At 69.3% G+C, this 25231-nt stretch carries 22 protein-coding genes; 18 read left to right on the plus strand and 4 right to left on the minus strand.

Going from position 1 to position 25231, the window contains the following annotated elements; genetic code table 11:
• The first annotated feature begins 21 nt into the window (after positions 1-21).
• The 3 genes from AB0I03_RS20030 (at position 22) to AB0I03_RS20040 (ending at position 4355) form a co-directional block, all read left to right on the plus strand.
• Complete coding sequence (locus tag AB0I03_RS20030; RefSeq protein WP_360414964.1) at positions 22-2382, plus strand: CHAT domain-containing tetratricopeptide repeat protein; 2361 nt, start codon at positions 22-24, stop codon at positions 2380-2382.
• 87 nt (positions 2383-2469) lie between these two features.
• Positions 2470-3741, plus strand: coding sequence for an MFS transporter (locus tag AB0I03_RS20035; protein ID WP_360414966.1), 1272 nt, complete (start codon positions 2470-2472; stop codon positions 3739-3741).
• A gap of 167 nt (positions 3742-3908) precedes the next feature.
• Positions 3909-4355, plus strand: coding sequence for a protein-tyrosine phosphatase family protein (locus AB0I03_RS20040; RefSeq protein ID WP_360414968.1), 447 nt, complete (start codon positions 3909-3911; stop codon positions 4353-4355).
• Positions 4356-4454: 99 nt separating this feature from the next.
• Here the strand turns inward: AB0I03_RS20040 and AB0I03_RS20045 are convergent, their stop codons facing one another.
• Positions 4455-4982, minus strand: a complete 528-nt coding sequence (locus AB0I03_RS20045; protein ID WP_360414970.1) for a hypothetical protein — start codon at positions 4980-4982, stop codon at positions 4455-4457.
• A gap of 257 nt (positions 4983-5239) precedes the next feature.
• Between AB0I03_RS20045 and AB0I03_RS20050 the strand changes: the two genes are divergently transcribed.
• The 9 genes from AB0I03_RS20050 to AB0I03_RS20090 all read left to right on the plus strand — a co-directional run bounded on the left by AB0I03_RS20050 (position 5240) and on the right by AB0I03_RS20090 (position 15043).
• Entirely contained in the window at positions 5240-5962 is a 723-nt protein-coding gene (locus AB0I03_RS20050) for a DUF4129 domain-containing protein (RefSeq protein ID WP_360414972.1), read from the plus strand.
• On the plus strand, positions 5959-6468 hold the full coding sequence (locus tag AB0I03_RS20055; protein ID WP_360414974.1) for a hypothetical protein: 510 nt from the start codon (positions 5959-5961) through the stop codon (positions 6466-6468). The genes AB0I03_RS20050 and AB0I03_RS20055 overlap by 4 nt, the downstream gene beginning before the upstream one ends.
• Positions 6468-7481: a MoxR family ATPase gene (locus AB0I03_RS20060; protein ID WP_360414976.1), complete on the plus strand. Its 1014-nt coding sequence runs from the start codon at positions 6468-6470 to the stop codon at positions 7479-7481. The genes AB0I03_RS20055 and AB0I03_RS20060 overlap by 1 nt, the downstream gene beginning before the upstream one ends.
• A gap of 2 nt (positions 7482-7483) precedes the next feature.
• The gene (locus tag AB0I03_RS20065) at positions 7484-8857 is read left to right on the plus strand and encodes a DUF58 domain-containing protein (RefSeq protein WP_360414978.1); all 1374 of its coding nucleotides are present in this window, start codon (positions 7484-7486) and stop codon (positions 8855-8857) included.
• Positions 8858-8919: 62 nt separating this feature from the next.
• A complete protein-coding gene (locus AB0I03_RS20070) occupies positions 8920-9549 on the plus strand; it encodes a hypothetical protein (protein WP_360414980.1) in 630 nt (209 codons plus the stop codon).
• Entirely contained in the window at positions 9545-10930 is a 1386-nt protein-coding gene (locus tag AB0I03_RS20075) for an FAD-dependent oxidoreductase (RefSeq protein WP_360415357.1), read from the plus strand. The genes AB0I03_RS20070 and AB0I03_RS20075 overlap by 5 nt, the downstream gene beginning before the upstream one ends.
• A 75-nt stretch (positions 10931-11005) precedes the next feature.
• On the plus strand, positions 11006-11695 hold the full coding sequence (gene mtrA, locus AB0I03_RS20080) for an MtrAB system response regulator MtrA (RefSeq protein WP_030155693.1): 690 nt from the start codon (positions 11006-11008) through the stop codon (positions 11693-11695).
• Complete coding sequence (gene mtrB / locus AB0I03_RS20085; protein WP_360414982.1) at positions 11695-13326, plus strand: MtrAB system histidine kinase MtrB; 1632 nt, start codon at positions 11695-11697, stop codon at positions 13324-13326. The genes mtrA and mtrB overlap by 1 nt, the downstream gene beginning before the upstream one ends.
• Entirely contained in the window at positions 13310-15043 is a 1734-nt protein-coding gene (locus AB0I03_RS20090; RefSeq protein ID WP_360414984.1) for an LpqB family beta-propeller domain-containing protein, read from the plus strand. Before mtrB ends, AB0I03_RS20090 begins: the two co-directional genes overlap by 17 nt.
• Before the next feature lie 58 nt (positions 15044-15101).
• Here AB0I03_RS20090 and AB0I03_RS20095 read toward each other — a convergent pair whose 3' ends face one another.
• A complete protein-coding gene (locus tag AB0I03_RS20095) occupies positions 15102-15329 on the minus strand; it encodes a DUF3107 domain-containing protein (protein ID WP_360414986.1) in 228 nt (75 codons plus the stop codon).
• Between the two features lie 181 nt (positions 15330-15510).
• Positions 15511-16137, minus strand: a complete 627-nt coding sequence (locus tag AB0I03_RS20100) for a TetR/AcrR family transcriptional regulator (RefSeq protein WP_360414988.1) — start codon at positions 16135-16137, stop codon at positions 15511-15513.
• A gap of 176 nt (positions 16138-16313) precedes the next feature.
• On the opposite strand from AB0I03_RS20100, the gene AB0I03_RS20105 reads away from it, so the two are divergent.
• The 6 genes from AB0I03_RS20105 (at position 16314) to AB0I03_RS20130 (ending at position 23658) form a co-directional block, all read left to right on the plus strand.
• Entirely contained in the window at positions 16314-18365 is a 2052-nt protein-coding gene (locus AB0I03_RS20105; RefSeq protein ID WP_360414990.1) for a hypothetical protein, read from the plus strand.
• Positions 18366-18370: 5 nt separating this feature from the next.
• Entirely contained in the window at positions 18371-19357 is a 987-nt protein-coding gene (locus tag AB0I03_RS20110) for an alpha/beta fold hydrolase (RefSeq protein ID WP_360414992.1), read from the plus strand.
• 68 nt (positions 19358-19425) lie between these two features.
• On the plus strand, positions 19426-20286 hold the full coding sequence (locus tag AB0I03_RS20115; protein ID WP_360414994.1) for a DUF3152 domain-containing protein: 861 nt from the start codon (positions 19426-19428) through the stop codon (positions 20284-20286).
• A 99-nt stretch (positions 20287-20385) separates the two neighbouring features.
• Complete coding sequence (gene moeZ, locus AB0I03_RS20120) at positions 20386-21564, plus strand: adenylyltransferase/sulfurtransferase MoeZ (protein ID WP_360414996.1); 1179 nt, start codon at positions 20386-20388, stop codon at positions 21562-21564.
• A 183-nt stretch (positions 21565-21747) separates the two neighbouring features.
• Positions 21748-22638, plus strand: a complete 891-nt coding sequence (locus AB0I03_RS20125; RefSeq protein ID WP_360414998.1) for a serine hydrolase — start codon at positions 21748-21750, stop codon at positions 22636-22638.
• A gap of 144 nt (positions 22639-22782) precedes the next feature.
• A complete protein-coding gene (locus tag AB0I03_RS20130) occupies positions 22783-23658 on the plus strand; it encodes a hypothetical protein (protein ID WP_360415000.1) in 876 nt (291 codons plus the stop codon).
• 70 nt (positions 23659-23728) lie between these two features.
• Here AB0I03_RS20130 and ahcY read toward each other — a convergent pair whose 3' ends face one another.
• The gene (ahcY, locus tag AB0I03_RS20135; RefSeq protein ID WP_360415002.1) at positions 23729-25177 is read right to left on the minus strand and encodes an adenosylhomocysteinase; all 1449 of its coding nucleotides are present in this window, start codon (positions 25175-25177) and stop codon (positions 23729-23731) included.
• Positions 25178-25231: the final 54 nt, after the last annotated feature.

The following is a 25231-nucleotide window of genomic DNA, read 5'->3' on the forward strand; positions in this document are numbered from 1 at the left end:
GCGGGAACTGCTCGGGCCCGCTTGACCGCCAAAGTCCTGATGGCGATGGCGTTTAACCGCGCCAGCCTCGGCGACTCGGCCGAGGGACAGCGTCTGCTCGACTATGCCGACATCCTGGCCTTCGCAGATGATCGGGGAATACTGCTGCACCAGCGCGCGCTGATTCTCTGGCAGAGCGGCCGCCTCGCCGATGCACTGCATTGGTTCGAATTGGCCGAACCGCTGCTGGCGCAATACGGACCGGACAATTTCTACGCCGCATCGTTCTACAACCGAGCGTTGGTGTGGAGAGATCTGGGCGAGTTGCGCAAGGGGATGGCGAGCATCCGCCGTGCAATCGAGCTTTACAACGGCATCGACGTCCCGGTCAATCGGGCGCGGGCGATCCATATCGAGGCTCTGTTCCTGCTCGACCTCGGCGAAGTCACCAAGGCGCTCACGGCATTCGACGTGGCCAGGGAGCAGTTCCGCAAACTCGCTCCAGACCTCGAGTCTTTCATCGACGCTTCGTATGCCCATGCGCTGCTGAGCGTCGGCATGTACCGGCAGGCGGCCGAGCGGTGGGAACACGCCATTGCCGCGCAGCGGCTCGCGGGCGACCACCGGAACGCGGCGATGGCCGAGTACTGGAGGGCGCTCGCCGCCTCCGAGGACAATCGGTCCGAATTGGCCGATCAATGGGCCAGGCAGGCGATGGATTCGCTCTACAGCCAGGGGAACGAGCCGATGGCCTTCCTGGCGCGACTGCTCATCCTTCAGGGGCAGTTCGATTCGGGACAGCAGAGCCCGGACTTTGCGGACAAGGTGCAGCGGCTGTGCGACGCCTTGGAACAACGCGGTTGGACCCTCAGACTCAAGCAGGCCAAAATCCTTGCAGCTCGCGCCAGGATCAAGGCCGGGGACCTCGACGGAGTCGAGGCAGTGCTCCAGGGCGAACACGGCGGGCCGGGTCACGACGCGCTGGCCGAGGAGTTGGCACGGTATCTCGCCAAAGCGGAACTCGCAGTGGCGCAGGACCGCGATCCCCTTCCCGAACTGCTCGCAGGGCTCGATCTGCTCGACGAGTACCGGATGGCCTTCGGCTCGGTAGAGTTCCAGGCGGGGGTCTCGGCCCTGGGGACCCAGCTCGCTTTCATGGGTCTCGGTCACGTGGCCAGGCACAGCGGCCCTAAAGACATGCTCTGGTGGGTCGAACGCAGCCGCGCCCAGGCGCTTCGGATTCCGCCGGTCAAGCCCAGCAACGACCCCGCGGCCCGTGAAGCGCTCGGTCAGCTTCGGCAGGCACGTCAGCGGCTCTGGGATCTGCAAGTCGAAGGCGGAGACGACGCCGAGGCGCGCAACCGGGTACAGGAGCTGGAGGAGGAGATCCGCGCTCACGAGCGCGCCCAGCCCGGCTCGGGGAAACGCGCCGATCGCATCGCGCCCGAAGCCATCCACGATCTCGCCGAGTCGCGAGACACGGTCGTGGTCAACATGTTCGAGATTGCCAACAAGGTCTGCGCGGTGCTCGCCGGGGGCGACGGACTCCAGTTCGCGTGGATGATGCCGCTCGACGAGGCGAGTGAGCTCGAACGTCGTCTGGGCGCGGACCTCGACGCCCTCGGCAGCCGACGGAAGCTTCACCCCCGCATCCAGGCGAGCGTCGAAGGCGCGATCCGGCGGAATGCGACCGCACTCGCCGACGGCATCTGGAAGCCGATCGCCGACTATGTCGGGGACCGGCAAGTGGTCATAGTCCCGCACAGCCAACTCAACTGGGTGCCATGGCCGCTGTTGCCGCCCCTGCGCGGCCGGCCCGTCACAGTCTCGCCCTCGGCCGAGGCATGGTGGCGTGCGGTGCATCGAACCCGCGCGAACGGTCCTGCTCTGGTGGCGGCTGGTCCGGCGCTGTCGCGTGCGGGCGGCGAGATTGAAACGATCGCCGGTCTCTACCCTGGCGCGAACCTGATCACCGCTGACGAGTCGGATCCCGAGATCGTCTTGAAGGCCCTCGACGGCGCCTCCGTCGCCCATATTGCGGCACATGGACACCACGAACCTGACAACGTCCTGTTCTCCCGCCTCGACTTCGGTCTCGGGCCGCTCAACGCCTATGAACTCCTCGGCCTCGACCAACCGCCCGGCCACGTCGTGCTCTCCTCGTGCGACCTCGGGCGCTCCACCGTCGCGGTCGGGAACGAGACGCTCGGCTTCACCGCGGCGCTCCTGCACGCCGGCACTTCCACGGTGGTGTCCAGTCTTGGCCGCGTCCCCGACGACATGGCCGCCGAGATGATGATCGAGTACCACCAGCGCTGCGCGGCGGGAGCGACCCCGGCCGAAGCCCTTGCGGCCGTGGGGGAGCACCGCCCGTGGCACCCGTTCGTGGCGTTCGGCGCTTAGCCCTTCCGCAACCTCCCGCACAACCGCTCTCCGAGACCGCTGCTCCCTACACCCGCCCATCCGCCTCCCGAAAAGGTCCACCCCCTGATGGCCGAATTCGAGTCCCAACCCAAGTCCCGAACCAAGTCCATGTTCCGCAACCCCGACTACCGGCGGATCTTCACCTCCGTCGGGGCGAGCCAGATCGGCCTGCAGGTCGCGTATTTCTCGATCTCGATCATCGCGGTCGTCGTGCTCGACCTCAGCGAGTCGCAGATCGGGATCCTGTACGCGATGGACCAGATCGCGCTGGTGCTGTTCGGTCTGCTGGTCGGCGTCTGGGTCGACCGGTTGCGGGACAAGCCGATCATCGTCGTGAGCGAGGTCCTCCGCGGGGTGGTGATGCTGAGCGTCCCCATCGCCTGGGCGCTCGATGCACTGACCGTGTGGCACGTGTTCGCGGCGATGTTCCTGCTGGGCCTGACCTCGGTCTTCTTCGACATCGGGCAGGCGAGCTACGTGCCGAGGCTGATCGACAACAAGAGCCTCGCCGCCGGCAACTCGCGCATTCAAGGGATCAGGTCGGCCTCCGACACGGGCGGTCCGCTGGCCGCCGGCCCGCTCGTGTCGCTGCTGACCGCGCCGGTGGCGATCATCGTTGCGGTGGTGTCGTTCGCGGTGTCGGCGTTCTCGGTCGCGACGATCAAGTACCGCGAGGAAGAGCCGGAGAAACCAGAGAAGCCGCACCTGTGGACCGAGATCGTCCAGGGCGTGAAGTTCATCTTCCATGACAAGCTCCTGCGGAGCATCCTGTTGGTGAGCACTTGGTGCAACCTGTCGGTCGGCGCGTTCCAGGCCATGCTCATGGTGTTCCTGATCCGAGAGGCGGGCCAGTCGAGCGAGGTCGCCGGGTTCGTCCTCGCCGGTTCCGGGGTCGGCGGGGTGCTCGGTGCGATGCTGGTCGGTCGGATCTCGAGGCAGGCGGGCGTCGGTCCGACTGCGATTGCGGCGCTGGCGCTCTCGGGCCCCGGGATGGCGATCGTCGCCGCGTCCGGCCCCGGCTGGGGTGCGGCGGTGGCGTTCGTCGGCCAGGTGGTGTTCGTGGCGTCGATCGTCGTGTTCAACGTCAACGTCATCAGCTACCGGCAGGCGGTCACCCCGGACGACATGCAGGGGCGCGTGGGTGCGACGCAGCGCGTGATCTGCTGGGCGGGGCTGGCGGTCGGTTCGATCGTCGGCGGTTTCACCGGTGACCTCCTCAGCGCTCGCGCCGCCCTCCTGATCGCGGCGGCGATGCTCTTTGCGGGGTTCCTGCCGCTGCTGCGCACGCCGCTGCGGACGCTCCGCGAGATCCCCGAGGAAGACGCCCTGGGCTCCTGAGAGCGGACCCCGTTGCGGGTGCCCGTTCGCCGCCTCGGTGCGCCTGCTCCCCGGGGGATCCCTCACGGCCGCAGCACTTTTCGCGCTCACGGCTCCGCGGGACCCACCTGCCCCGATCCGCATATCGGCCGATGCCGGAGCCGCTGGCACACAGTAGATTCCAGGGGATGAAGCAAACCTGGGACCCCGCTGCCCCCGGCGTCATGCGCCTGCCGTCCGGCCGACTCGTCCGCGGCCGTGGACTCGCCCGGCCCCTCCCTGAGGGCCCGACGCCCGTATTCGCGCTCTATCTCCTCGGCAAGGAACCGCCCGCCGTCGCCTGGGAGTCCGAGTGGATCCGGTGGCCCGACTTCCGCCTCCCCAGCGACAAGCCGGCCTTCGCCACCGCCCTCCGTGCAGCCTGGGCCCGCACCGAGACCGAACGCGTCGAATTCGCCTGCCACGGTGGACACGGCCGCACCGGCACCGCCCTCGCCTGCCTCGCGATCCTCGACGGCGTCCCCGCTGCCGAAGCGGTCGCCTACGTCCGCACCAACTACGCCGCCAAAGCAGTGGAGACTCCCTGGCAACGCCGCTTCGTCGCCCGCTTCCCCTCGAACGTTCGGCTCGATTAGTTCGGGGTTCACGGACAGTTGCCGTGGTTCCCTGCGCAGGTCGCAGACGCGGGCGGGGCCGGTTCCGAAGAACCGGCCCCGCCCGCAAGTCCGTTGTTGCTAGTCGAAGAGCTCTTCGACACGCTGGATCTCGAGAGCCCGATCGCCCCAGCGGTCGAGCTGGTCGAGGTCGGTGCACGAGGTGATGCGAGCCTCCGTCTCGGCATCGACCGCGATGCCGCGCTTGTCGAGGATCCGGAGCAGCATCCGTGATTCGCCCTGGGCCTGGCCTCGAGCCTCGCCTCGAGCCTCGCCCCGAGCCTCGGCTCGGTCGAGGAAGGTGATGCGGTGTGCGGTGTCGGTCATGATGGCGGCCTCCAGTCGCTCCAGAGCCTTGTCAGAGAGCGTGTTGCTAGCGATTCGAGTGTACTTGAGCTTGAGGTGTTCGGGAAGTTCCACGAGGACGCCCAGCAGCGCATCGATGACCTCCACGCCTGCAGCGCCGCCGCCGTGGGCCATGGCGCTGAGCAGGGCCATCTGCTCGCACCCCCGGACTTCGGCGGGATCGGTGACCACCGGAATGAGGTCCGGTCCGATCACGAACGGCACCAGGGTGAACCCCGTATGGCCGGTCGTGATCGGCGTCATCGCCCATTTCGCGGTCAGTACAGCTCGGTCGCGAGTTTGGGGTTGTCCTGCAGGAGACGCAGTGGCGCCTCGTGTTCGTGTGTGACCACGTGTTCGACGCTAAGGGAGCCGTCGCACGCGACGTGCTAACGACACTGTCGGGTGCGAGACAGTGTCGTGCAGTCGCTTTCCGGCGGGAGAGGTGGTAGGCGGTTGCAGCACGGTTGGCATAAGGTGGGCGCGTTACCCCTGAAGACGAGCACTCCTTGAGGTCCCGTATGGCGCACCCCGAAACGCAGCGGCGGCGAACCGCGCTCAGGCGCTGGCTGCCCGTGCTCGTGGTGGTCGCCGCGCTGCTGGTCGTCGGGCTGGCCGCGCAGGGGGCGGGCCTGCAGTGGGACGAGGCGGAACTGCCGCCGTCGACAGGCGGGCAGGACGCCCCGCCGGATCAGCTGCAGACGCTGGAGATCCCCACCCTGCCGGAGGAGGGCGAGCCCCGCGAATCGTTCACGCTGCCGCCCTGGGTCTCCTGGGTCGTCCTCGCCATCCTCATCGGCATCCCGCTCTCCTTCATCCTGCTGTTCCTGGCGCGCAGGCTCATCGACTGGCTCGCCGACGCGCCGCCCAGCAGCGGCATCGCCGATCCCGAACCCGAGTACCTGCGCCGGGACTTCACCCTCGTCGAGGAGGCCGTCAATGCCGCGCTCGCCGAAATGGACCTCGGCGACGACCCCCGTGCTGCCATCATGGCCTGCTGGCTGCACTTCGAGCGGGCCTCCGAAGCCGTCGGCATCGAACGCGAATCCTCGGACACCCCTGCGGATCTCGTGCGCAAGCTCCTGGTCCGCCACGAACTCGACGGTGCCGCGCTGCGCCGCCTCTCCGAGGCCTACCTCCGCGCCCGCTACTCGCCGCACCAGGTCGTCGAAGCCGACCGCGACCAGGCCCGCGACGCGCTCATCGCACTCCAGGCGCAGCTCGGTCTCCGGGTGAGCCGATGAAGGAGTTCCTCGCCCCATTCGGGAGCCTCAGGTTGTGGCCCGCCGTCGGTGCCGTCGCGCTGGCCGTCGTCTTCTGGGGCGCCGCGCGCGTCAGCGGCGTCGACTTCGCGATCTGGCAGCTCGTGCTGCTCTCCCTCGCCGCGCTCCTCGCGAACTCCGTGGTGAACGGGATGCGCGCCGACAACCAGCCCGCCCCGCCGCTCGCCACCACGAGCGTCAACGAACCCAGCTGGCGCCCCTTCACCGAGGTCAACCGCTGGGAGGACCGGCTCATCTTCGCCGAGGCCAAGCCCGGCCGCTTCGATGGCACGAACGCGAGGCAGCAGCTCGTCGAGGTCGCCTCCGAACGCCTCCGGCTCCGCCGCGGCCTCTCACTCGCCGACCAGCCCGACCAGTGCCGGGCACTGCTCGGCGAACCCACGTACCTGTTCCTGACCCGACCCGCGCCCGACTGCCCGACCCCTCGGCAGCTCGGCGAACACCTGCAAGCCATCGAGGAGATCTAATGGCAGACACCCCGAACATCAGCCTCGACCAGGTCGCCGACCACGCGAGCGCGGTCCTCAAATCCGTCCAGTCGGTCATCGTCGGCAAGGAGGAGCCGCTGAAGCTGGTCCTCGCCGGGATCCTCGCCGGCGGCCACATCCTCCTCGAAGACCTTCCGGGCCTTGGCAAGACGCTCACCGCGCGCTGCTTCGCCCAGAGCCTCGGACTCGACTTCCGGCGCCTGCAGTTCACCCCCGACCTGCTGCCCGCCGACGTCACCGGATCCCTCCTCTACAACCAGAAGACCGGCGACTTCGTCTACCGCAAGGGCCCCGTCCACACCAACCTCCTGCTCGCCGACGAGATCAACCGGACGCCCCCGAAGACCCAGTCGGCCCTCCTCGAAGCCATGCAGGAGCGCCAGGTCTCGGTCGAAGGCGAGACGCACCCGCTGCCGAAGCCGTTCACCGTGCTCGCCACCTCCAACCCCGTCGAGTTCGAGGGCACCTACCAGCTTCCGGAGGCGCAGCTCGACCGCTTCCTGCTGCGCGTCTCCTTCGGCTACCCCACGCCCGACGAGGAGTGGGAGGTCCTCCAGCGGCGCCTTTCCCGGCGCGAGGAGACCGTCGACCTCGCGCCCGTCATCGACGCTCCGACGCTCGTCGCCATGCAGCAGGCCCTCGAGAACGTCACCGTCGAGGACTCGGTGGGCCGCTACATGGTCGCCATCACCACCGCCACCCGCGGCCACGCCCAGGTCCAGGTCGGCGCCTCGCCCCGCGGTTCGCTCGCCCTGCTGCTGGCCTCCCGCGCGCTGGCAGTGCTCGCCGGGCGCGACTTCGTGACCCCTGACGACGTCAAGGGTGTCGCGGGCGCGGCGCTCGCCCACCGCATCACCCTCAAGCCCGAGCTGTGGATGCGCCGCATCGACCCGGCGTCCGTGGTCGCCGACATCTGCCTCGGCGTCGAAGCGCCCCAGACCGCGCAGGCCCCCGTGTACTCGGCCTCGGCAAGCCGCACTTCGGCGCAGTAGCGATGACGGCCATCGGCGATCCCGCTCTCAGCCTGCGCACTGACAACCCCCGGCCCGTGGGTCGGGCGCAGTCCGAGCCGCCGGTCACGTGGCGCCGCACGCCGGCCCTGACGCGCGCGGTCGCGCTCGTCGCGGTCTGCCTGCTCGTCGCGGTCGCGTTCGGACGGATCGACCTGGTGCTCATCGGTGCGCCCTTCGCGATCGGCACGGCGATGCTGCTCCAGCACCGGCCCACCCGCCCGCCGGAGGCCCGGCTCGTGCCCGCCGGCGGCGCTGTCGACGGCGAGGCCACCACGGCCGAGGGTGCGACGGCCGCGGCGAGTCTCATCGTCGTCAACCCCGAGCCGGTCGCGATCACGACGCTGGTCACCGCGGCCGCCGATCCCTGGATCGACCTGCACACCGGGAAGGGCGACTTCGCCGAGCGCCTCGCCCCGGCCGCCGGCCGCGAGATGGTCGTGGCCGGCCGGGCTCGCCGCTGGGGCGGCCACCACCTCGGCCCGATCCACGTCCGCTCGATCGCCTGCGGCGGCCTGCTCGAGACGACGGTGCAGCGCCTGCACGGCGCGACCGTGTGGGTCCTGCCGGTCCCTGACTGGTTCGACTCCGCCGAGTCTCTGCCGTTCGCGGACGGCGTGACGGGCGTGCACCGCTCCCGGCGCGGCGGCGACTCCGGCGAGCTCGCCGAGGTCCGCCTCTACCAGCCGGGCGACCGCCTGCGTCGCATCGACTGGCGCACTTCGATGCGCAGCCAGGACCTGTACGTCAACGCCACACTGTCCGAACGCGACACTGACGTGACCCTCATCCTCGACCTCCAGGTCGAGGCCGGCGTCTCCGGCGGCCTGGACGGCGCGGCCTCGATCGCCGACCTCACGGTGCGCGCGGCCGGGGCCGTGGCCTCCCATTACGCGCTCCAAGGCGACCGCGTCGCGTGCATCGAGTTCGGTGCGCGCGGCCGTCGGATGCGGGCCGGGGCCGGGCGCCGCCACGCGGCCGCGACGCTCCGCTGGCTCGCCTCGGTCGACATGCCGGCCGATCCGCTGCCGCCCTCGCCCGAGATGCTGCGCCGCCAGCTCGCCGGGCAGCGCAGCCTGAACGTGGTGTTCACGCCGCTGCTGACCGACCGCTCGCTGGCGCTTATCGCCGCGATCGCCCGCGCGGGGCGGCCGGTGCTCTGCGTCGACACGCTCCCGCCGCACGTAGCGCCGCCTCACCGTACACATTGGACGCCGTATGCGGAGCGGCTGTGGCGGCTCTCGCGGGCCAACACCGTGATGGAGCTGCGCGACCTCGGCGTCGCCGTCGAGCCCTGGCAGGGTTCGGCGTCACTGGACAACGTGCTCGCCGAACTGAACCGGAGGCGCTACCGATGAGCTCCCTCGACGATGCTCGCGAGTCACAAATGAGCCCTCTTGACGAAGCCTGCGAGTCGTAAATGAGTGATGTCCAGCGCGGCCTCGTCCGGGCCCTCGCCGATGGCGCCCGCGAGCGCTTCAAGGCCGGCCGGGCCGGCAGCGTCTCCTGGGCCCGGCGGGTCGCGCCCGCCGGAGTCCTGCTGCGGTTCGCCATCGCACTGCCGCTGTTCGTCGCGGCCGAGATCGCCGTCCCGCTCGAGTGGGCGGCCACCGGCTTCTACGTCGGGGCCGCAGCGCTCTTCGCCCTGGCTGCGGCCCTGCTGCCGGGCGGCGTCGCGCCGACCTTCGCGATCCTCTTCGTGCTCGCCTCGTGGCTCATCAGCGGCGCCCTCAACGAAGGCCACCCGTCTTTGTGGACGGCCACCGCCATCGCCTGCCTGCTGTATGTCGCGCACGCCACGGCGGCCGTCACTCAGCGCTTCCGAACAACTACCGCAATGGACGGTGAGATCATCCTCACCTGGGCCCGCCACCTGGGGCTCGTCCTGGCGTCGACGGTGGCCGTGGCCGGTACCCTGGCCCTGTTCACCGCGTATTTCACTGGTCTCGCCGCCGGTCTCGTCATCGCGGCCGGGATCGTGGCAGCGGTGACAGTGATCTACGTCCTCGCGCGTTCGCTACACAAGAACCCTGAACAAGGACAGAATTGAACCCGTGAAACGTATTGTCGTGATAGGTGCCGGTCACGTCGGTTTTTACGTTGCCGAACGCTTGAGCAAGCTCTTGAAGAGCGACATCAAGCGCGGTCAAGTGGAACTGATGGTCATCGACCCCAACCAGCACATGACCTACCAGCCGTTCCTGCCCGAGGCGGCTGCTGGCTCCATCTCCCCGCGTCACGGTGTCGTGCCGCTCCGACAGGCCCTCAAGCTCTGCACCATCCTCACCGGTGCGGTCACCGAGATCGACCACGCGGAGCGCAAGCTCGTCGTGCAGCCGTTCGTCGGACCCGCCCGCGAGGTGGAGTACGACGAGGTCATCGTCGCCCCCGGTTCCGTCACCCGCCCGCTGCCCATCCCGGGCCTGGCCGACGTCGCCATCGGCATCAAGTCGATGGGCGAGGCCATCTGGCTGCGCAACCACGTGCTCCAGCGCTTCGACATCGCCGCGACCACCGAGGACCCGGACGTGCGCCGCAAGGCCCTCACGTTCGTGACCGTCGGCGGCGGCTTCGCGGGCGCCGAGACCCTCGGCGAGCTCGAGGACCTCACGGCGAACATCGTGAAGAACTACCCGATGCTCGACGCCGACGAGATCAAGTGGTACCTCGTCGAATACGCGAACAAGATCCTCCCCGAGGTCGGCCCCGAGATGGGTGCCTACGCGGCCCGCGAGCTCACCAAGCGCGGCGTCGACATCCGGCTCGGCACGACCCTCAAGTCCTGCATCGACGGCCACGTCGTCCTCACCGACGGCGAGGAGTTCGACACCGACACCATCATCTGGACCGCCGGCGTCATGCCGCACCCGATCCTGAAGCAGTCGGACCTGCCGCTCGGCCCGCGCGGCCACCTCGAGTGCAACACCCGCCTCCAGGTCGCGACCGGCGTCGAGGCCGGCAAGCACACCGTCGGCGAGGTCGTCGAGGGCGCCTGGGGCGCCGGCGACTCCGCCCAGGTGCCCGACACCTCGGACTTCCCGATGGACTGGTGCACGCCTTCGGCGCAGCACGCCGTCCGCCAGGCCGCGATCCTCGCCGACAACGTGTACGCCAAGCACGTCGGCCGCGAGCTGAAGCCGTACGAGCACAAGTACCTCGGCTCGGTCGCCGGCCTCGGCCTGTACAAGGGCGTCGCGAACACCTACGGCTTCAAGGCCAAGGGCCTGCTCGCCTGGCTCATGCACCGCGGCTACCACCTGTCGCGCGTGCCCGGGACCGGCCGCAAGGGCCGCGTCCTCGCGGACTGGATCGTCGGCTTCTTCACGAAGCGCGAAATGGTCCAACTCGGTGAAATCCAGGCCGGCCGCGAGCCGTTCGAAGCCATCGCCGCAGGCACTGACCCCGCACGGGCCGCCAAGTCCGTCGGTTAGTCGTTACAGTTGGAGCACCACGGGTAAACAGACCCGTGGTGCTTCAGCCTTTAGCGAGGTGGAAAACTGGTGTCCATGAGAGCACGTGTACTCGTCGTCGACGACGATCCGGCCCTGGCGGAGATGCTCGGCATCATCCTCCGGACCGAAGGATTCACCCCCACGTTCGTCACCGACGGTGAGAAGGCACTCGCCGCGTTCAAGGAGCACCGCCCCGACATCGTCCTGCTCGACCTCATGCTCCCGGGCATGAGCGGCATCGACGTCGCCAAGGCGATCCGCGGCGAATCCGGCGTGCCGATCGTCATGCTGACCGCGAAGTCGGACACCGTGGACATCGTCCTCGGCCTCGAATCGGGCGCCGACGACTACATAGTCAAACCCTTCAAGCCCAAGGAGCTCGTGGCCCGCATCCGCGCCCGCCTCCGCCGCGGCGACGACGTCACCCCTGAACGCCTCGAGATCGGCAAGCCCGGCCTCCAGGTCCAGATCGACGTGCCCGCCCACCAGGTCACCCTCAACGGCGCCGAAGTCAAGCTCACGCCGCTCGAGTTCGACCTCCTCGTGGCCCTCGCCCGCAAGCCGCGCCAGGTCTTCACCCGCCAGGTCCTCCTCGAGCAGGTCTGGGGCTACCGGCACTCGGCCGACACGCGCCTGGTGAACGTCCACGTGCAGCGCCTGCGCGCCAAGATCGAACCCGACCCCGAGCGCCCCCAGCTCATCCAGACCGTGCGCGGCGTCGGGTACAAAGCCGGATTGGGTTAATGGCGCTCGATCAGGGCCGGACTCGCGAGAGGCCGGCATGGCTGCGGCGCCTCGTCCAAGGGGCCGCTCGCTTCGCGGGCCGCGTCTCGCGTCCGCTGGTCGACCGCTTCCGGGCGTCGCTCCAGCTGCGCGTGGTCTCGTCCACCCTGATCGCCTCCACGATCCTCGTCCTCATCTTCAGCTTCGTCGTGGCCGGATCGGTGACCTCGGGGCTCCTCGAGGATCGCCGGGACACGGCCGTCGAGGAGACCGAGAACGCGGCCGAGAACGCCGCCGAGCAGCTCGGCTCCTTCACCACCGAGTCCGACACCTCGCTGGCCCAGACCATGCAGCGGATCGTCGTCGAGCTCGGCGAGGACCCGGCGTACGCGCCGTACATCCTGCTGCGCACGGCCAACGGCACCGTCGCGAAGTCGCACCCCGTGTCGGGCGGAGCCGAGCCCAGCACCGAGCTCCAGGCCACGGTCGCCGAACGCAAGGTCGCGACCCAGTACGCCGAGTTCGAGATCGACGATGAAGGATCGAAGCCCTTCCTCGTCGTCGGCTCGTACATCGACCTGAACATCGGGTACGAGATCTACGCGTTCTACCCGCTCGAATCGCAGCAGGAAGCCATCGGCCTGCTGCGCACCAACCTGGCCCTGGCCGGGGTCGCGCTGGTGCTGCTCCTCGGCGTGATCGCCGCGCTCGTGACCCGCCTCGTCGTCACCCCGGTCCGTGAGGCCGCCCGCACCTCGCAGCGCCTCGCCGCCGGGCTCCTCCACGAGCGCATGGAAGTGCGCGGCTCGGACGACCTGGCCCGCCTGGCGGGGTCGTTCAACCTCATGGCCGAGAACCTCCAGAACCAGATCCGCAGGCTCGAAGAGATGTCGATGATGCAGCGGCGCTTCACCTCCGACGTCTCGCACGAACTGCGCACCCCGCTCGCGACCATGCGCATGGCCGCCGACCTGCTGTACGACAACCGCGACGAGTTCGAGCCGCTCACCAAGCGCTCCACCGAACTCCTCCAGCACGAGATCGACCGCTTCGAGGACCTGCTCCAGGAGCTGCTGGAGATCTCCCGCTTCGACTCCGGGTTCGCCTCACTCGAAGTGGAGGCCGTGGACGTCGGCCGCATCGCCGAAGACGTGGTCGAAGGCCTGTCCCGGCTCGCGAGCGAATGCGGCGTCGAGGTCGCGATCACGAAGCCGCAGCGCCGCGTCATCGCCGAGGTCGATCAGCGCCGGGTGCACCGCATCCTGCGCAACCTCGTCTCGAACGCGATCGAGCACGCCGAAGGACGCCCGATCGAGATCACCGTCGCCGAGAGCGACACCGCCGTGGCCGTCGCCGTACGCGACCACGGGGTGGGTCTCAAACCCGGCCACGCCGACCGCGTCTTCGACCGGTTCTGGCGCGCCGACCCCTCCCGCAACCGCAAGACCGGCGGCACCGGCCTGGGCCTGGCCATCAGCCTGGAGGACGCGAAGCTCCACTCCGGCACGCTCAAGGCCACCGGCTCTCCCGGCGAGGGCACACTGTTCGTGCTCACCCTCCCGCTGCAGGCCGGGAACCGGGTCATCAACTCGCCGATCCCGCTGCGACTCGAACAGAGCAAGGAGGAAGCTCCCAATGCGACGCAGGACTAGCCTCGCCGCCGCGGCCGCGCTGGGCGCCGCCTGGGCGCTGACCGCGTGCGGCATCCCGACGGACAGGGAACCCGAGGTCATCGGCAGCGCGCCCACCGACTTCGACTCGTCCCCAGGGGCCCGGCCGGAGGTCTTCAGTCCCACCTCGATCGCCGAGGAGACCGTCGAGAACTTCTTCAAGGCGGCCGCCGGCGACCCTGCCAGCCGCGACGACCGGCTCAACGACTTCACGGTGAGCGGCGACGTGCAGTTCTCCGACCCGGCCGAGGACATCCGGCTCGTCGCGGGCCTCAACGTGACCGTGAACCCCGCGAGCGACTTCGATTCGGCGACGGTGACGGTGACCGGGTCGGTCGTCGGCAACTACCTCCAAGACGGCTACGTCCGCATGAACCCGACTCCGGGCGACTACGAGGAGACCTTCACCCTCCAGCGAGGCGACGTCGACGAACCCTGGAAGATGAGCGAGCAGCCGGTGCAGGCGGCCCTCAGCTACGAGCACTTCACCAGCTCCTATGAACAGGCGCCGATGTACTTCCAGGCCGGGCAGGCCGAGCGCCTCGTTCCGGACCTCCGCTGGGTCTACCGCGAGCTCGACGCGGAGGCCCGCCAGCGGCTGCTCCTCTCGTGGCTGCTGGCGGGTTTCCGCGATTTCGCGATCGGGTCGGCGCGCAATGCGATCCCGCCGAACACCAAGGGCAAGATCGGCGAGGACGGCGGTGTCGAGGTCGACCTCTCGCCGAGCGAGGCCATCGAGGAGGAGACCGCCTACGCCATTGCGGCGCAGATCGTCTGGAGCCTCGAGGTCGACGGCGACTTCACGCTCAGGATCGACGGGGACGTCCGAGCCGAGGGCGACTCGACCGAATGGCGGAACTGGAACGCGATACCGCCGAACCTGCCCGAGACCGCGTACTTCATCGCCGAGAACACCGTGTGGGAGTACTCGGCCATGTCCGGCGTCACCAGGCAGCCCACCGCAGAGCACTCCTGGGTCGGCTTCAGCGCGGAGGGGCTCCAGCAGGTCGCGGTCGGGTTCGACCAGCTCGCCGCGGTCGTGGCCGGTCCGGGCGGCGTCGTGCTGCAGACCGGCGCGTCCGCTGCGGAGATGCGCGAGGTCGCCGGTCTCAGCGGGGTGCTCACCGACCCGCAGTGGCTCGACCGGAGCACGTTGCTGATCATCGACGACGGTGTCCCGACCCTGGTCCTACCGTCGACGGGGGCTGTGCAGCCGCTCGGCGTCGGAGCGGACGTCACCGCGATGGCGCTCGCGGCCGATGGACGGCGCCTGGCCTATGTCGAAGACGGCCACGCCTGGCTGGCTCCGTTGAGCGTCGACGCGGACGCGAACGTGACCATGGGCGACCCGCGGCGGATCGGCCTGGACATCGAGAACGTGAAGGACGTGGCCTGGAGCTCCGAGAACTACCTGTGGGTGGTGGGGGAGCGCGGCACCGACCAGCTGTTCCGGGTCGCGACCGACAATTCGCGGACCGAGGCGCAGGACGGCACGGGCACCGGGCAGATGCCGCCGATCAACCAGATCGCGGCGAACCCGGCCGATCCGGAGCGACGGAACGTCGATCGCGGCGAACCGGTGATCATCGTCGCGAACGAGACCCTGTACCGCGTCTTCGCGAGCGATGCCGCCCAGGTGACCAATGAAGGCGAACTCGTGGGAGGCACCGCGCCGTTCACGGTCCTGTCGCCGGGTTAGGGCAGGGCTCAGACAAAGCGAAAGGCCCGGAGCGGGATGCTCCGGGCCTTGCAGCTAACTACGCGTCGACCGTGAAGCCAACCGACCGCACGTTGCTCGCGGCGACCTCGACGTAAGCGATCTTCTCTGCGGGGACGTACACCTGCCGACCCTTTTCGTCTTCGAGACGGAGGACGCCGCCGTTCGTCACGGCCTGCTCGATCGTCTCGGACAGGTCCTTCGGCGACAGCTTGCTCTCCAACACCAGTTCGCGTGGGGCGTACTGGACACCGATCTTGACCTCCACGGGTCCTCCTCAATCGAAATACTCTGACGTCTCTACGGTTGCAAGACTACTAGCGGGCCGCGCCCGCGACCGTCGCGGCGCAGTGCGCCGAGAGCGAACGAACCCGCGGGGGAGTGGCCGGGTTCACGAGAAAAATTCTGTCTGCGGATACTGGCTTCGTCTTCGTGCGGACTGTGCCCACTTACCCGTGCTCGGCTTCGCCTTCGCGCGGGAAGTGCGAGATGCCGCGCCAGGCCAGGGTGCTCATGAGCTGCACGGCCTCGTCCTTGGGGATGGCGCGGCCGGAGGCGATCCACTTCCGGGCCGAGATCTCGGCGATGCCCAGCAGGCCGGTCGCGAGGAGTTCGGCGCGGGCCTTGTCGACGTGCGTGTCGCCCATGATCGTCTCGGCCATGGCGGCGACGCAGTCGGCCTCCATCTTCAGCACCCGCTCGGAGACCTCGGGGTCGTTGCGCTGGTCGGACTCGAAGACGAGCCGGAACGCCTCGCCCTGCGCGTCCACGAACTCGAAGTACGCCCGCATCGCGCGGTTGACCCGCTCCTTGTTGTCCTCAGTGGAGTCAAGGGCGTGGCGGACCTGGCCGACGAGCTCGGCCGCGCGCCCGTCGAGCAAAGCCAGGTACAGCTCCAGCTTCGAGGTGAAGTGCTGGTAGAGCACGGGTTTGGAGACCCCGGCGTTCTCGGCGATGTCGTCCATGGAGGTGCTGTGGTAACCCTTGGACACGAAGACGTCCTGGGCGGCCCGCAGCAACTGCGCCCGGCGTTCGCTTCTGGGCAGTCGGACCCGGCCCTCACCAGCGCTGTTCACCAGGGCACCTCTCCTCGGCACATGTCGGTCATCCGTCAGTGGCCCGCTCTTGCGACCTGAACGAAGTTTACGGAAACCTGAATACAGTCTCCCAGCGTACGGGGGCGACAAACGCGGGTTCGAGTCACTGGGCACGCCACGGTACCTTGAGACCGGGAATATGAAGGAGTTGTCTAGTGGTGTATGACCAGAACCGACCGGATGAGCCGCAGCGTCCGAGCGGGGAGGAACGACCCGCCCGCAGGCGCATCGGCAGGTCCTGGGGACCACCCGCCGATGAGGCTCCCGAGCCCGCCGAGGAGGCGCGGCAGGGGATGGGCCAGTCGCCGGAGCAGTACCGGTTCGATCCGGACCGGGGACGCCGCCACCGCTACAGCGAGGACCCCACCGGGCAGGTGCCGAACGTCCCCGTGGAGATCGCCGAGACCGGACCGATGGTCCCGGCCACCCGCCGCCCTTCGCCAGGCGAGCAGTTCGAGCCGATCCCGCCCGCCCCGCAGCATTCCCAAGCCCCCCAGAACTTCCCAGGCGAGCAGCAGCAGTCGCCGTTCGCACCGCCAGGTGCGAACCAGGAGTACAGTGCGCCGCCCGGTGTGAACCAGGAGTTCAGCGCACCGCCCGGTGCCAATCAGGAGTACGCGCCGCCGGGTGCGAACCAGGAGTACCAGCAGCCTGGCGCGAACCAGGAGTACAACCCGCAGCCCGGCGCCAATCAGGAATACAGTGCCCCGGGCCAGAACCAGGAGTACAGCCCTCCCGCTCAGGAGCAGGGCGCGCCGCAGCAGCACCCCGGTTACAGCGCTCCGCCCATGCCGGGCGATTACGCGGCCCCGCAGCAGCACCAGAACCAGCGTCCGCCGCAGCCGAACCAGGAGTTCGTCCCGCCCGGTGCGAACCAGGAGTTCCCGCCGCCCAGTGCGAACGGCTCCGCGCCGGCCGCGAACCAGCAGGAGTACGGCGCCGCGCAGGACCAGAACGGCCCGGCGCAGCAGTTCTACAGCGCCCCGCGCCAGGCCATGCCGAGCGGGCCGCCCGCGAACCCGCAGTTCGGCGCGCCGAACCAGGAGTTCAGCGCGCAGCCGCACCACCAGGAATACAGTGCGCCGCAGCATCCGAACCAGGAGTTCGCCGCCCCGCCGGGCATGAACCAGGAGTACGCGCCGGGCGCGAACCACGAGTACGGTGCGCCGCCGAGCGCGAACGGTGCGGCTCCGGCCCAGCAGGAGTACAGCCCGCAGCAGGCCACCCCGCAGCATCCTGACGCGCTCGAAGCGCCGCAGGACCCGACCGCGCCCCCGCCGCTCCAGCCGCCCGGGCCGCAGCAGCACACCGGCCCGATCGAGGTGCCGCAGCAGGCCGCGCCGCCGACACCGAGCGCGCCGGGCCCGCTGCCGCGTGGACTCTCCAACGCGGAGCAGCAGACCGAGCAGTTCCCGATCGTGCAGCCGCAGCCGCCGGTCACCGAGGTCTCGCCCGCGGCGGTCCCGAGCCCGCCGGTCACCGAGCAGGCCCCGCTGCGCACGCCTCCGGCGAACCGTCCGCCGTTCGCCGAGCCCACTCCGCCCGCGACAGTAGAGAAAGACGTGAACGACCCCGAATCCGCGAGACTCGTCGACGCCGTGCGCCAGGTCCCCGGCGTCCGCGACGCCTTCCATGTGACCGCCCCCGACGGCAACTCCAGCCTGCGCCTCGAGCTCGAGGAAGGGGTCGACCCGGACGAGGTCCACGCGGTCGTCTCGGCCGTCGTCGCCGAGCAGCGCGCGGTCGAGCCCGGCCCGCAGACTGCGGAAGAGCCGGAGGTGCACGACCAGGTCGAGTCCCCGTCCGCCGAGGTCGAGGTCGCGAAGGTCGGCCCGGTCGAGCTGCGCCGCGTCGAGATCGAATCCGCGGGGCTCGAAGCCGAGGTCAGCGTGACGCTCGCGCTGGGCGACGCCGAGTCCACCGGCAAGGTGGCGGTGCCGCCCATCGACTGGCACATCCAGCACGCGGCGGCGGCGGCCACGGTCGAGGCCCTGCGCCCGCGACTGGGCGCGAACGACGTGCGCGTCGAGGTCGAGCACGCCTCGATCGTCCCCACTGGACCGGTGAAGACCGCCGTGGTGGTCGTCCTCTGGCTCGACGGGCACTCCGTGCGCCGCCTCTCGGGCGCTTCGGTGGTCACGGCCGAACGCTCTCGCGCGGTGGTTTCGGCTACATTGGGCGCGCTGGCCGGTGAAGTGACACACTAGGTCCCATGAAACGGGCACGGCTGGCCGAGGCGGGCGGGGTTCGCAATCCGACCCGCCCCCACCCGCCGTTCCCCGGGGTGGAGCACCAGCTCAGCCGCCGTCGCCTCTTCATCAGGCACACGCAGCCGACCGCGCCGAACGCCGAGCCTGCCGTGTTCGTGCACGGCCTCGGCGGGTCCGCCCAGAACTGGACCGACCTCGCCGACGCGCTCTCGGACCGGCTCGCGGTGGACGCGATCGACCTGCCCGGTTTCGGGCACTCGGCCCCGGCCCCGCGCGTGACGGTGCCGCTGCTGGCGCAGGACGTGGCGGCGTGGATCATCGAGTCCGGCCGCGCCCCGGTGCACCTCGCGGGCCATTCGCTCGGCGGGGCCGTCTCGGTCTACCTGGCCGCGACCCGACCGAACCTGGTGCGCACGCTGACGCTGATCTCCCCGGCGATGCCGTTCGCGAACCCGCGCCGCTCGCACCAGGCGCGCTACGTGCCGATGCTGGCGCTGCCTCGCATGGCCTGGTTCGCCGACCGCGCCATGAAGGCGCGCACGCCCGAGCAGGTCGTGGACGACATCTTCCTCGGCACCTGGGCCGACCCTTCGACGGTGCACCCGCAGCGCCGCCGCGAGGCCCTCGCCGAGGCCCGCCGCCGCCTCGCGACGCCGTGGAACTCGCGCGCGTACATCCAGACGTACCGGGGCCTCATGGCCTCGTTCTTCCAGGCGTTCGTGCCCGGCACGCACTCGCTGTGGCGGCTCGCCCGGACGATCGAGTGCCCGGCGCTGGTGGTCTGGGGCAAGCAGGACCGGGTGATCGACGTGCGCCAGGCGCCGCCGACCGCGATCGCGATCCCCGACTCGCGGCTGCTCATCCTGGACCGGACGGGGCATGTGGCGATGATGGAGCGCCCGCAGGCCGTGGCCCGTGCGATGGCCGCGATGTTCGACGAGGCGCGACAGGCAATGGACCCGACCGATACTGCTTTGTCCGTATTGTGAACAGGAACCGTGCCACATGAAGCTGCGGTGTCTGCCCCGCGCGGCTCTGTCTGTCTTAGACTCGGCGGGTGACTGAGGGACGGCTGGCACGGCTCAAACGCATCCGCAGGCTCCGCCGGCGGCGCCGGTTCGTGTTCCTCGCCATCCTCGTCCTCACCGCCGGCACCGGCCTGTACTTCGCTCTGGGCGCGGCCGACTCCGAGAAGCCCCAGGCCCTCGACGAAGAAGAGCGGATCGCGCCGACCACGGTCGCCGACCCCGCCCCGTCCGCATCCGGCTCGCCCTCGCCTTCAGCTGAAACGGAAGTCGCGGCCACGCCGCCGCTCTACTTCTCCGGCTCGGGCACCTGGACCTACGCCGAACCGGTGAGCGACGCGGTCGTCGGCGACGCCGGCACCCTCCTCCAGTACGACGTGGCCGTCGAGAACGGCCTCGAGCTCGACGCGGCCGAGGTCGGCGCGTTCGTCAACGCGACCCTCGCCGACGCCCGCTCCTGGACTGCCGGCGGCGCGTGGCGCTTCCAGCAGGTCCCCGAAGGCGCCGGCGCCGACTTCACGGTCTACCTCGCCAGCCCCGAGCAGCGCGCGTACCTGTGCGGCTCCCAGAACACGACGGTCTCGTGCCGCAACGGCGACAACGTCGTCATCAACTCGGCCCGCTGGATCACCGGCGTCGAGCACTGGGACGGCACCCTCGACTCCTATCGCCAGTACGCCGTGAACCACGAAGTGGGACACCGGCTCGGCCACGGCCACGAGGTCTGCCCCGCCGATGGCGAGCTCTCCCCGGTGATGGCCCAGCAGACCTACCAGCTCGCGGGCTGCGTCGGCAACGCCTGGCCCTTCCCCGACGGCACGACCTACGCCTCTGGGCCCGTGGGGGACTACAACGGGCCCGACCTCCCGCCGGACGACTTCGTCGACCAGTAGCGTTCCAGCATCCGGGACGGGACGTCCCACACGCGTGAAGAACCGCACACCGGGCTTCCCGGTGGAATATCCAGCCCTTGGACATGCATTATTGAACATATGAGTTTGCCGCCGCTGGTCGAACCAGCCTCAGAGCTGTCGGTCGACGAGGTGCGCCGCTATTCGCGCCACCTCATCATCCCCGACGTCGCCATGGACGGTCAGAAACGACTCAAGAACGCCAAGGTGCTCTGTGTGGGCGCGGGCGGCCTCGGGTCCCCCGCCCTGATGTACCTGGCCGCGGCCGGGGTCGGCACGATCGGCATCGCCGAGTTCGACACCGTCGACGAGTCGAACCTGCAGCGCCAGATCATCCACGGCCAGTCCGACATCGGCCGCCCCAAGTCCGAGTCGGCCGCCGCCTCGATCCGCGAGATCAACCCGTACGTCAACGTCGTCATCCACAACACGGTGCTCGACAACGACAACGTGTTCGACATCTTCGGGCAGTACGACCTCATCATCGACGGCACGGACAACTTCGCGACCCGCTACATGGTCAACGACGCGGCCGTGCTGCTCGGCAAGCCGTACGTGTGGGGTTCGATCTACCGCTTCGACGGCCAGGCGTCGGTCTTCTGGGCCGACCAGGGCCCCTGCTACCGCTGCCTCTACCCCGAGCCCCCGCCGCCCGGCATGGTCCCGAGCTGCGCCGAGGGCGGCGTGCTCGGCGTCCTCTGCGCCTCGATCGGCTCGATCCAGGTCACCGAGGCCATCAAGCTCCTCACCGGCATCGGCGACCCGCTCGTCGGCTCGCTCATGGTGTACGACGCGCTCGAGATGACCTACCGCAAGATCAAGGTCCGCAAGGACCCGAACTGCGCGGTGTGCGGCCCCAACGCCACCGTCACCGAACTCATCGACTATGAAGACTTCTGCGGTTCTGTGACCGACGAAGCAGCGGAGGCCGTCATCGGTTCGACCATCACCGCCCGCGAGCTCGAGGCGTGGATCAAGGAAGGCCGCGACATCGACCTCATCGACGTGCGCGAGCCCGCCGAGTACGAGATCGTGCGCATCCCCGGCTCCCGGCTGATCCCCAAGGGCGACATCGTCTCCGGTGCCGCGCTCGCCGATCTGCCGACCGAGCGGCAGGCGGTGTTCTACTGCAAGGCGGGCGTCCGCTCCGCCGAGGCGCTGGCCGCGGCGAAGGCCGCCGGTCTGAAGAACGCGGTCCATGTCCAGGGCGGCGTGCTCAGCTGGATCAACCAGGTCGACCCGAGCCTGCCCACCTACTAAGGGGCGCAAGGAAAGCGACAGGATCGAAGGGCGTGCGGCCCAAGGCCGCACGCCCTTTCCCGTGCCCCCGGTCGTGCCGTTTGGTTGCCTCGGCCGGATATGAGATATCGGACCCCTGCTGTTCGGTGAATTCCGCTGAGGGGGCATTGACTCCCGCTTGACCGGTTCCGTACGCTCGCAAGGATGATCCGCAAAAGCGAACCATTCTCCCGTCGCCTCACCCCCACCCGTCGCAACCTGCTGCGGATCGGCGTGCCCGCCGCGGCCGTCCTGGTGGGCGGCGGCGCCGTAGCCACGGTCGCCGCGAACGCCGCGGAAGGCGGGATCGACTTCTTCGGCCCGTCCCGCGAGGACCTCGAAGCCGACCTCAAGACCCGGATCGACGCATACCTGGCGGGCACCGGCACCGCCGTCGAAGCCTCCGTCGCCGTCGAGCGCGGCGACATGCACCTCGACTACAACGCCGAGCAGACCCACATCACCGCCTCCATCGTCAAGGTCGAGATCCTCGCGATGGTCCAGCAGTACTGGGGCTCGGTCGACGCCATCCCCGCCGACCAGCGCGACGACCTGCAGCTCATGATCACCGAGTCCGACAACGACGCGACGACCACCCTCTACAACTACCTCGGCGGCGCCGCGGCCCTCGAAGCCGCTCACGAGCGCTACGGCCTCGAGGACACCACTGTGGACGCTCAGGGCCGCTGGGGCGTCGGCTGGTCCAGCGCCCGCGACCAGCTCGTCCTCACCGACCTCAACCTCTTCGCCGACGTCCTCACCGAGGAGCAGGTCGACCTCGGCCGCGAACTCATGGGCGCCGTGATCGAAGAGCAGGCCTGGGGGATCTCGGCCGCCGCAAAGGAAGGCGAGACGGTCTGGCTCAAGAACGGCTGGGACGTCGAGTCGCAGCTCGACGGCCTCTGGGTCGTCAACTCCATCGGCGTCCTCAGCGGCGACGGTGACGACCCGGTCAAGCTCGCCGTCCTCACCAGCGGCGCCGTCGACGACGTCGAAGGCATCCCGATCGTCGAGGAGATCGCCAGGATCGCCCGCGACGTCATCGAGACCGACTGACGCAACAGGAACCATTGCGGTGCAAGCGAAGCCAGCGGGCGCTCGGCCTCAGCCGAGCGCCCGGTCCCGTCTCCCGCACCGCTGCGGACGCGAACGGCGGCACCGGCCGCGACCAGTCGCGAGACCGTTTCATAGTCTTGCGCAATGACGCAGCAAGCCCCCGAACGACACCCCTTCATCCCCTCCCGGCGCACTTTCCTCCGCGCCGGCATCCCCGCCGCCGTCGCCCTCGCCGGCGGGACCGCCCTCTTCGGCGCGGTGACCGCCTCCGCCGCCGGGCCCACCGATGCCGAGCTCTCCGCCGAACTCGCCACCCGCATCAGCACCTACCTGGCCACCACCGGGACCAAGACCGAGGCCTCCGTCGCCGTCTCGCGCGGCACCCGCCTCGTCACCGCCAACAAGGCCAAGATCCACGACACCGCGTCCATCGTGAAGATGGAGATCCTCCTGATGCTCCTGGAGAAGTACAGCAGCGTCGCTGCGATCCCGACCGCCATCAGGGAGCACGCGCGGCAGATGATCATCTGGTCCAACAACGAGTCGACCACCACGGTGTACAACCACCTGGGCGGCTGCAGCGCCCTCTCGGCGGCGCACACGCGCTACGGCCTGCAGTACACGAAGTCCGCCGCGGACTGCCGCTGGGGCCTGACCACCACCAACGCCACCGACCAGCTGCGGGTCATGGGCCAGCTCCTCTACAAGGGCCGGGTCACGCAGGCCGAGGCCGACCACGCGCGCTGGCTCATGGGCGGCGTCGCCGCTGTGCAGGCGTGGGGAGTGAGCGCCGCGGCGAAGACCGGCGAGAAGGTCTGGATCAAGAACGGCTGGGACACCCGCGCCTCGCTCGGCGGCCTGTGGGTCGTGAACTCCTGCGGCGTCATCAACGTGCCGAACCAGACTGCCATCCGCATGGCGGTCCTGACCAGCAAGGCCCCCAACCACACCAAGGGGGTCGCGATCGTCAAGGAGATCGCCAAGATCTCCCGCGCGGTGATCAACAAGGCCGTCCTCTAGACGACGAAGAGCGGCCCGAGCCGAAGCCCCGACCGCTCAAATCCTATAGGATATATAGTATGGGATTTCGTCAGTAGCGGTAGTGGTCCGGCTTGTAAGGCCCTTCCACGTCCACGCCGATGTAGTCGGCCTGCTTCTTCGAGAGGGTCGTCAGCTTGACGCCGAGCGCGTCGAGGTGCAGGCGCGCGACCTCCTCGTCGAGCTTCTTCGGCAGCGTGTAGACGCCGACCGGGTACTCGGCGAGACGGGTGTGCAGCTCGATCTGGGCGAGCACCTGGTTCGTGAAGCTGTTGCTCATCACGAAGCTGGGGTGGCCGGTCGCGTTGCCCAGGTTGAGGAGTCGGCCCTCGCTGAGCACGATGATCGAGTGCCCGTCGGCGAACTGCCACTCGTGCACCTGCGGCTTGACCTCGAGCTTCTTGACGCCCGGCTCGGCGGCGAGGCCGGCCATGTCGATCTCGTTGTCGAAGTGGCCGATGTTGCCGACGATCGCCTGGTGCTTCATGCGGCGCATGTGGTCGATCGTGATGATGTCGCGGTTGCCGGTGGTGGTGATGAAGATGTCGGCGTACTCGACCGAGTCCTCGAGGGTCAGCACTTCGTAGCCGTCCATCGCCGCCTGCAGCGCGCAGATCGGGTCGACCTCGGTGACGATGACGCGCGCGCCCTGGCCCCGCAGCGACTCCGCCGAGCCCTTGCCCACGTCGCCGTAGCCGCAGACCAGCGCGATCTTGCCGCCGATGAGCACGTCGGTGGCGCGGTTGATGCCGTCGATGAGCGAGTGCCGCACGCCGTACTTGTTGTCGAACTTCGACTTGGTCACCGAGTCGTTCACGTTGATCGCCGGGAACGGCAGGCGCCCGTCGCGCTCCAGCTCGTAGAGCCGGTGCACGCCCGTGGTGGTCTCCTCGGTGACGCCCTTGACCGCGGCGGACTTGCGGGAGTACCGCTGCGGGTCCTCCTTGATGGAGCGGGCGAGCAGCGCCAGCACGACGCCCTCCTCCTCGCTCTCGGCGGTGGACAGGTCGGGCACGACCCCGTCGGCCTCGTACCGGGCGCCGTTGACGACGAGCATCGTGGCGTCGCCGCCGTCGTCGAGGATGAGGTTCGGCTCCTCACTGCCCCAGTCGAGGGCGCGCTCGGTGCACCACCAGTACTCCTCGAGGGTCTCGCCCTTCCACGCGAACACCGGGACGCCCTGCGGCGCTTCGGCGGTGCCCTCGGGGCCGACCGCGATCGCGGCGGCGGCGTGGTCCTGAGTGGAGAAGATGTTGCACGAGGCCCAGCGGACCCGGGCGCCGAGCGCCGTGAGCGTCTCGATGAGCACGGCGGTCTGGATCGTCATGTGTAGCGACCCGGTGATGCGGGCACCCTCCAGCGGGCGGGACGCGCCGTAACGCTCGCGCAAGGCCATGAGGCCGGGCATCTCGTGTTCGGCCAAGCGGATCTCATGGCGGCCGAAGTCGGCCAGCTTGAGGTCGGCAACCTTGTAGTCGTCGGCACGCAGCGTGTTCGTCATGGCAGAAATGCTACGCGCCGCGCCTCGAAGACCTGAAGAACGCCACTGCCGAGG

It is taken from the genome of Glycomyces sp. NPDC021274, from assembly GCF_040641195.1.
In the GTDB taxonomy this organism is placed as follows: Bacteria; Actinomycetota; Actinomycetes; order Mycobacteriales; family Micromonosporaceae; genus Glycomyces.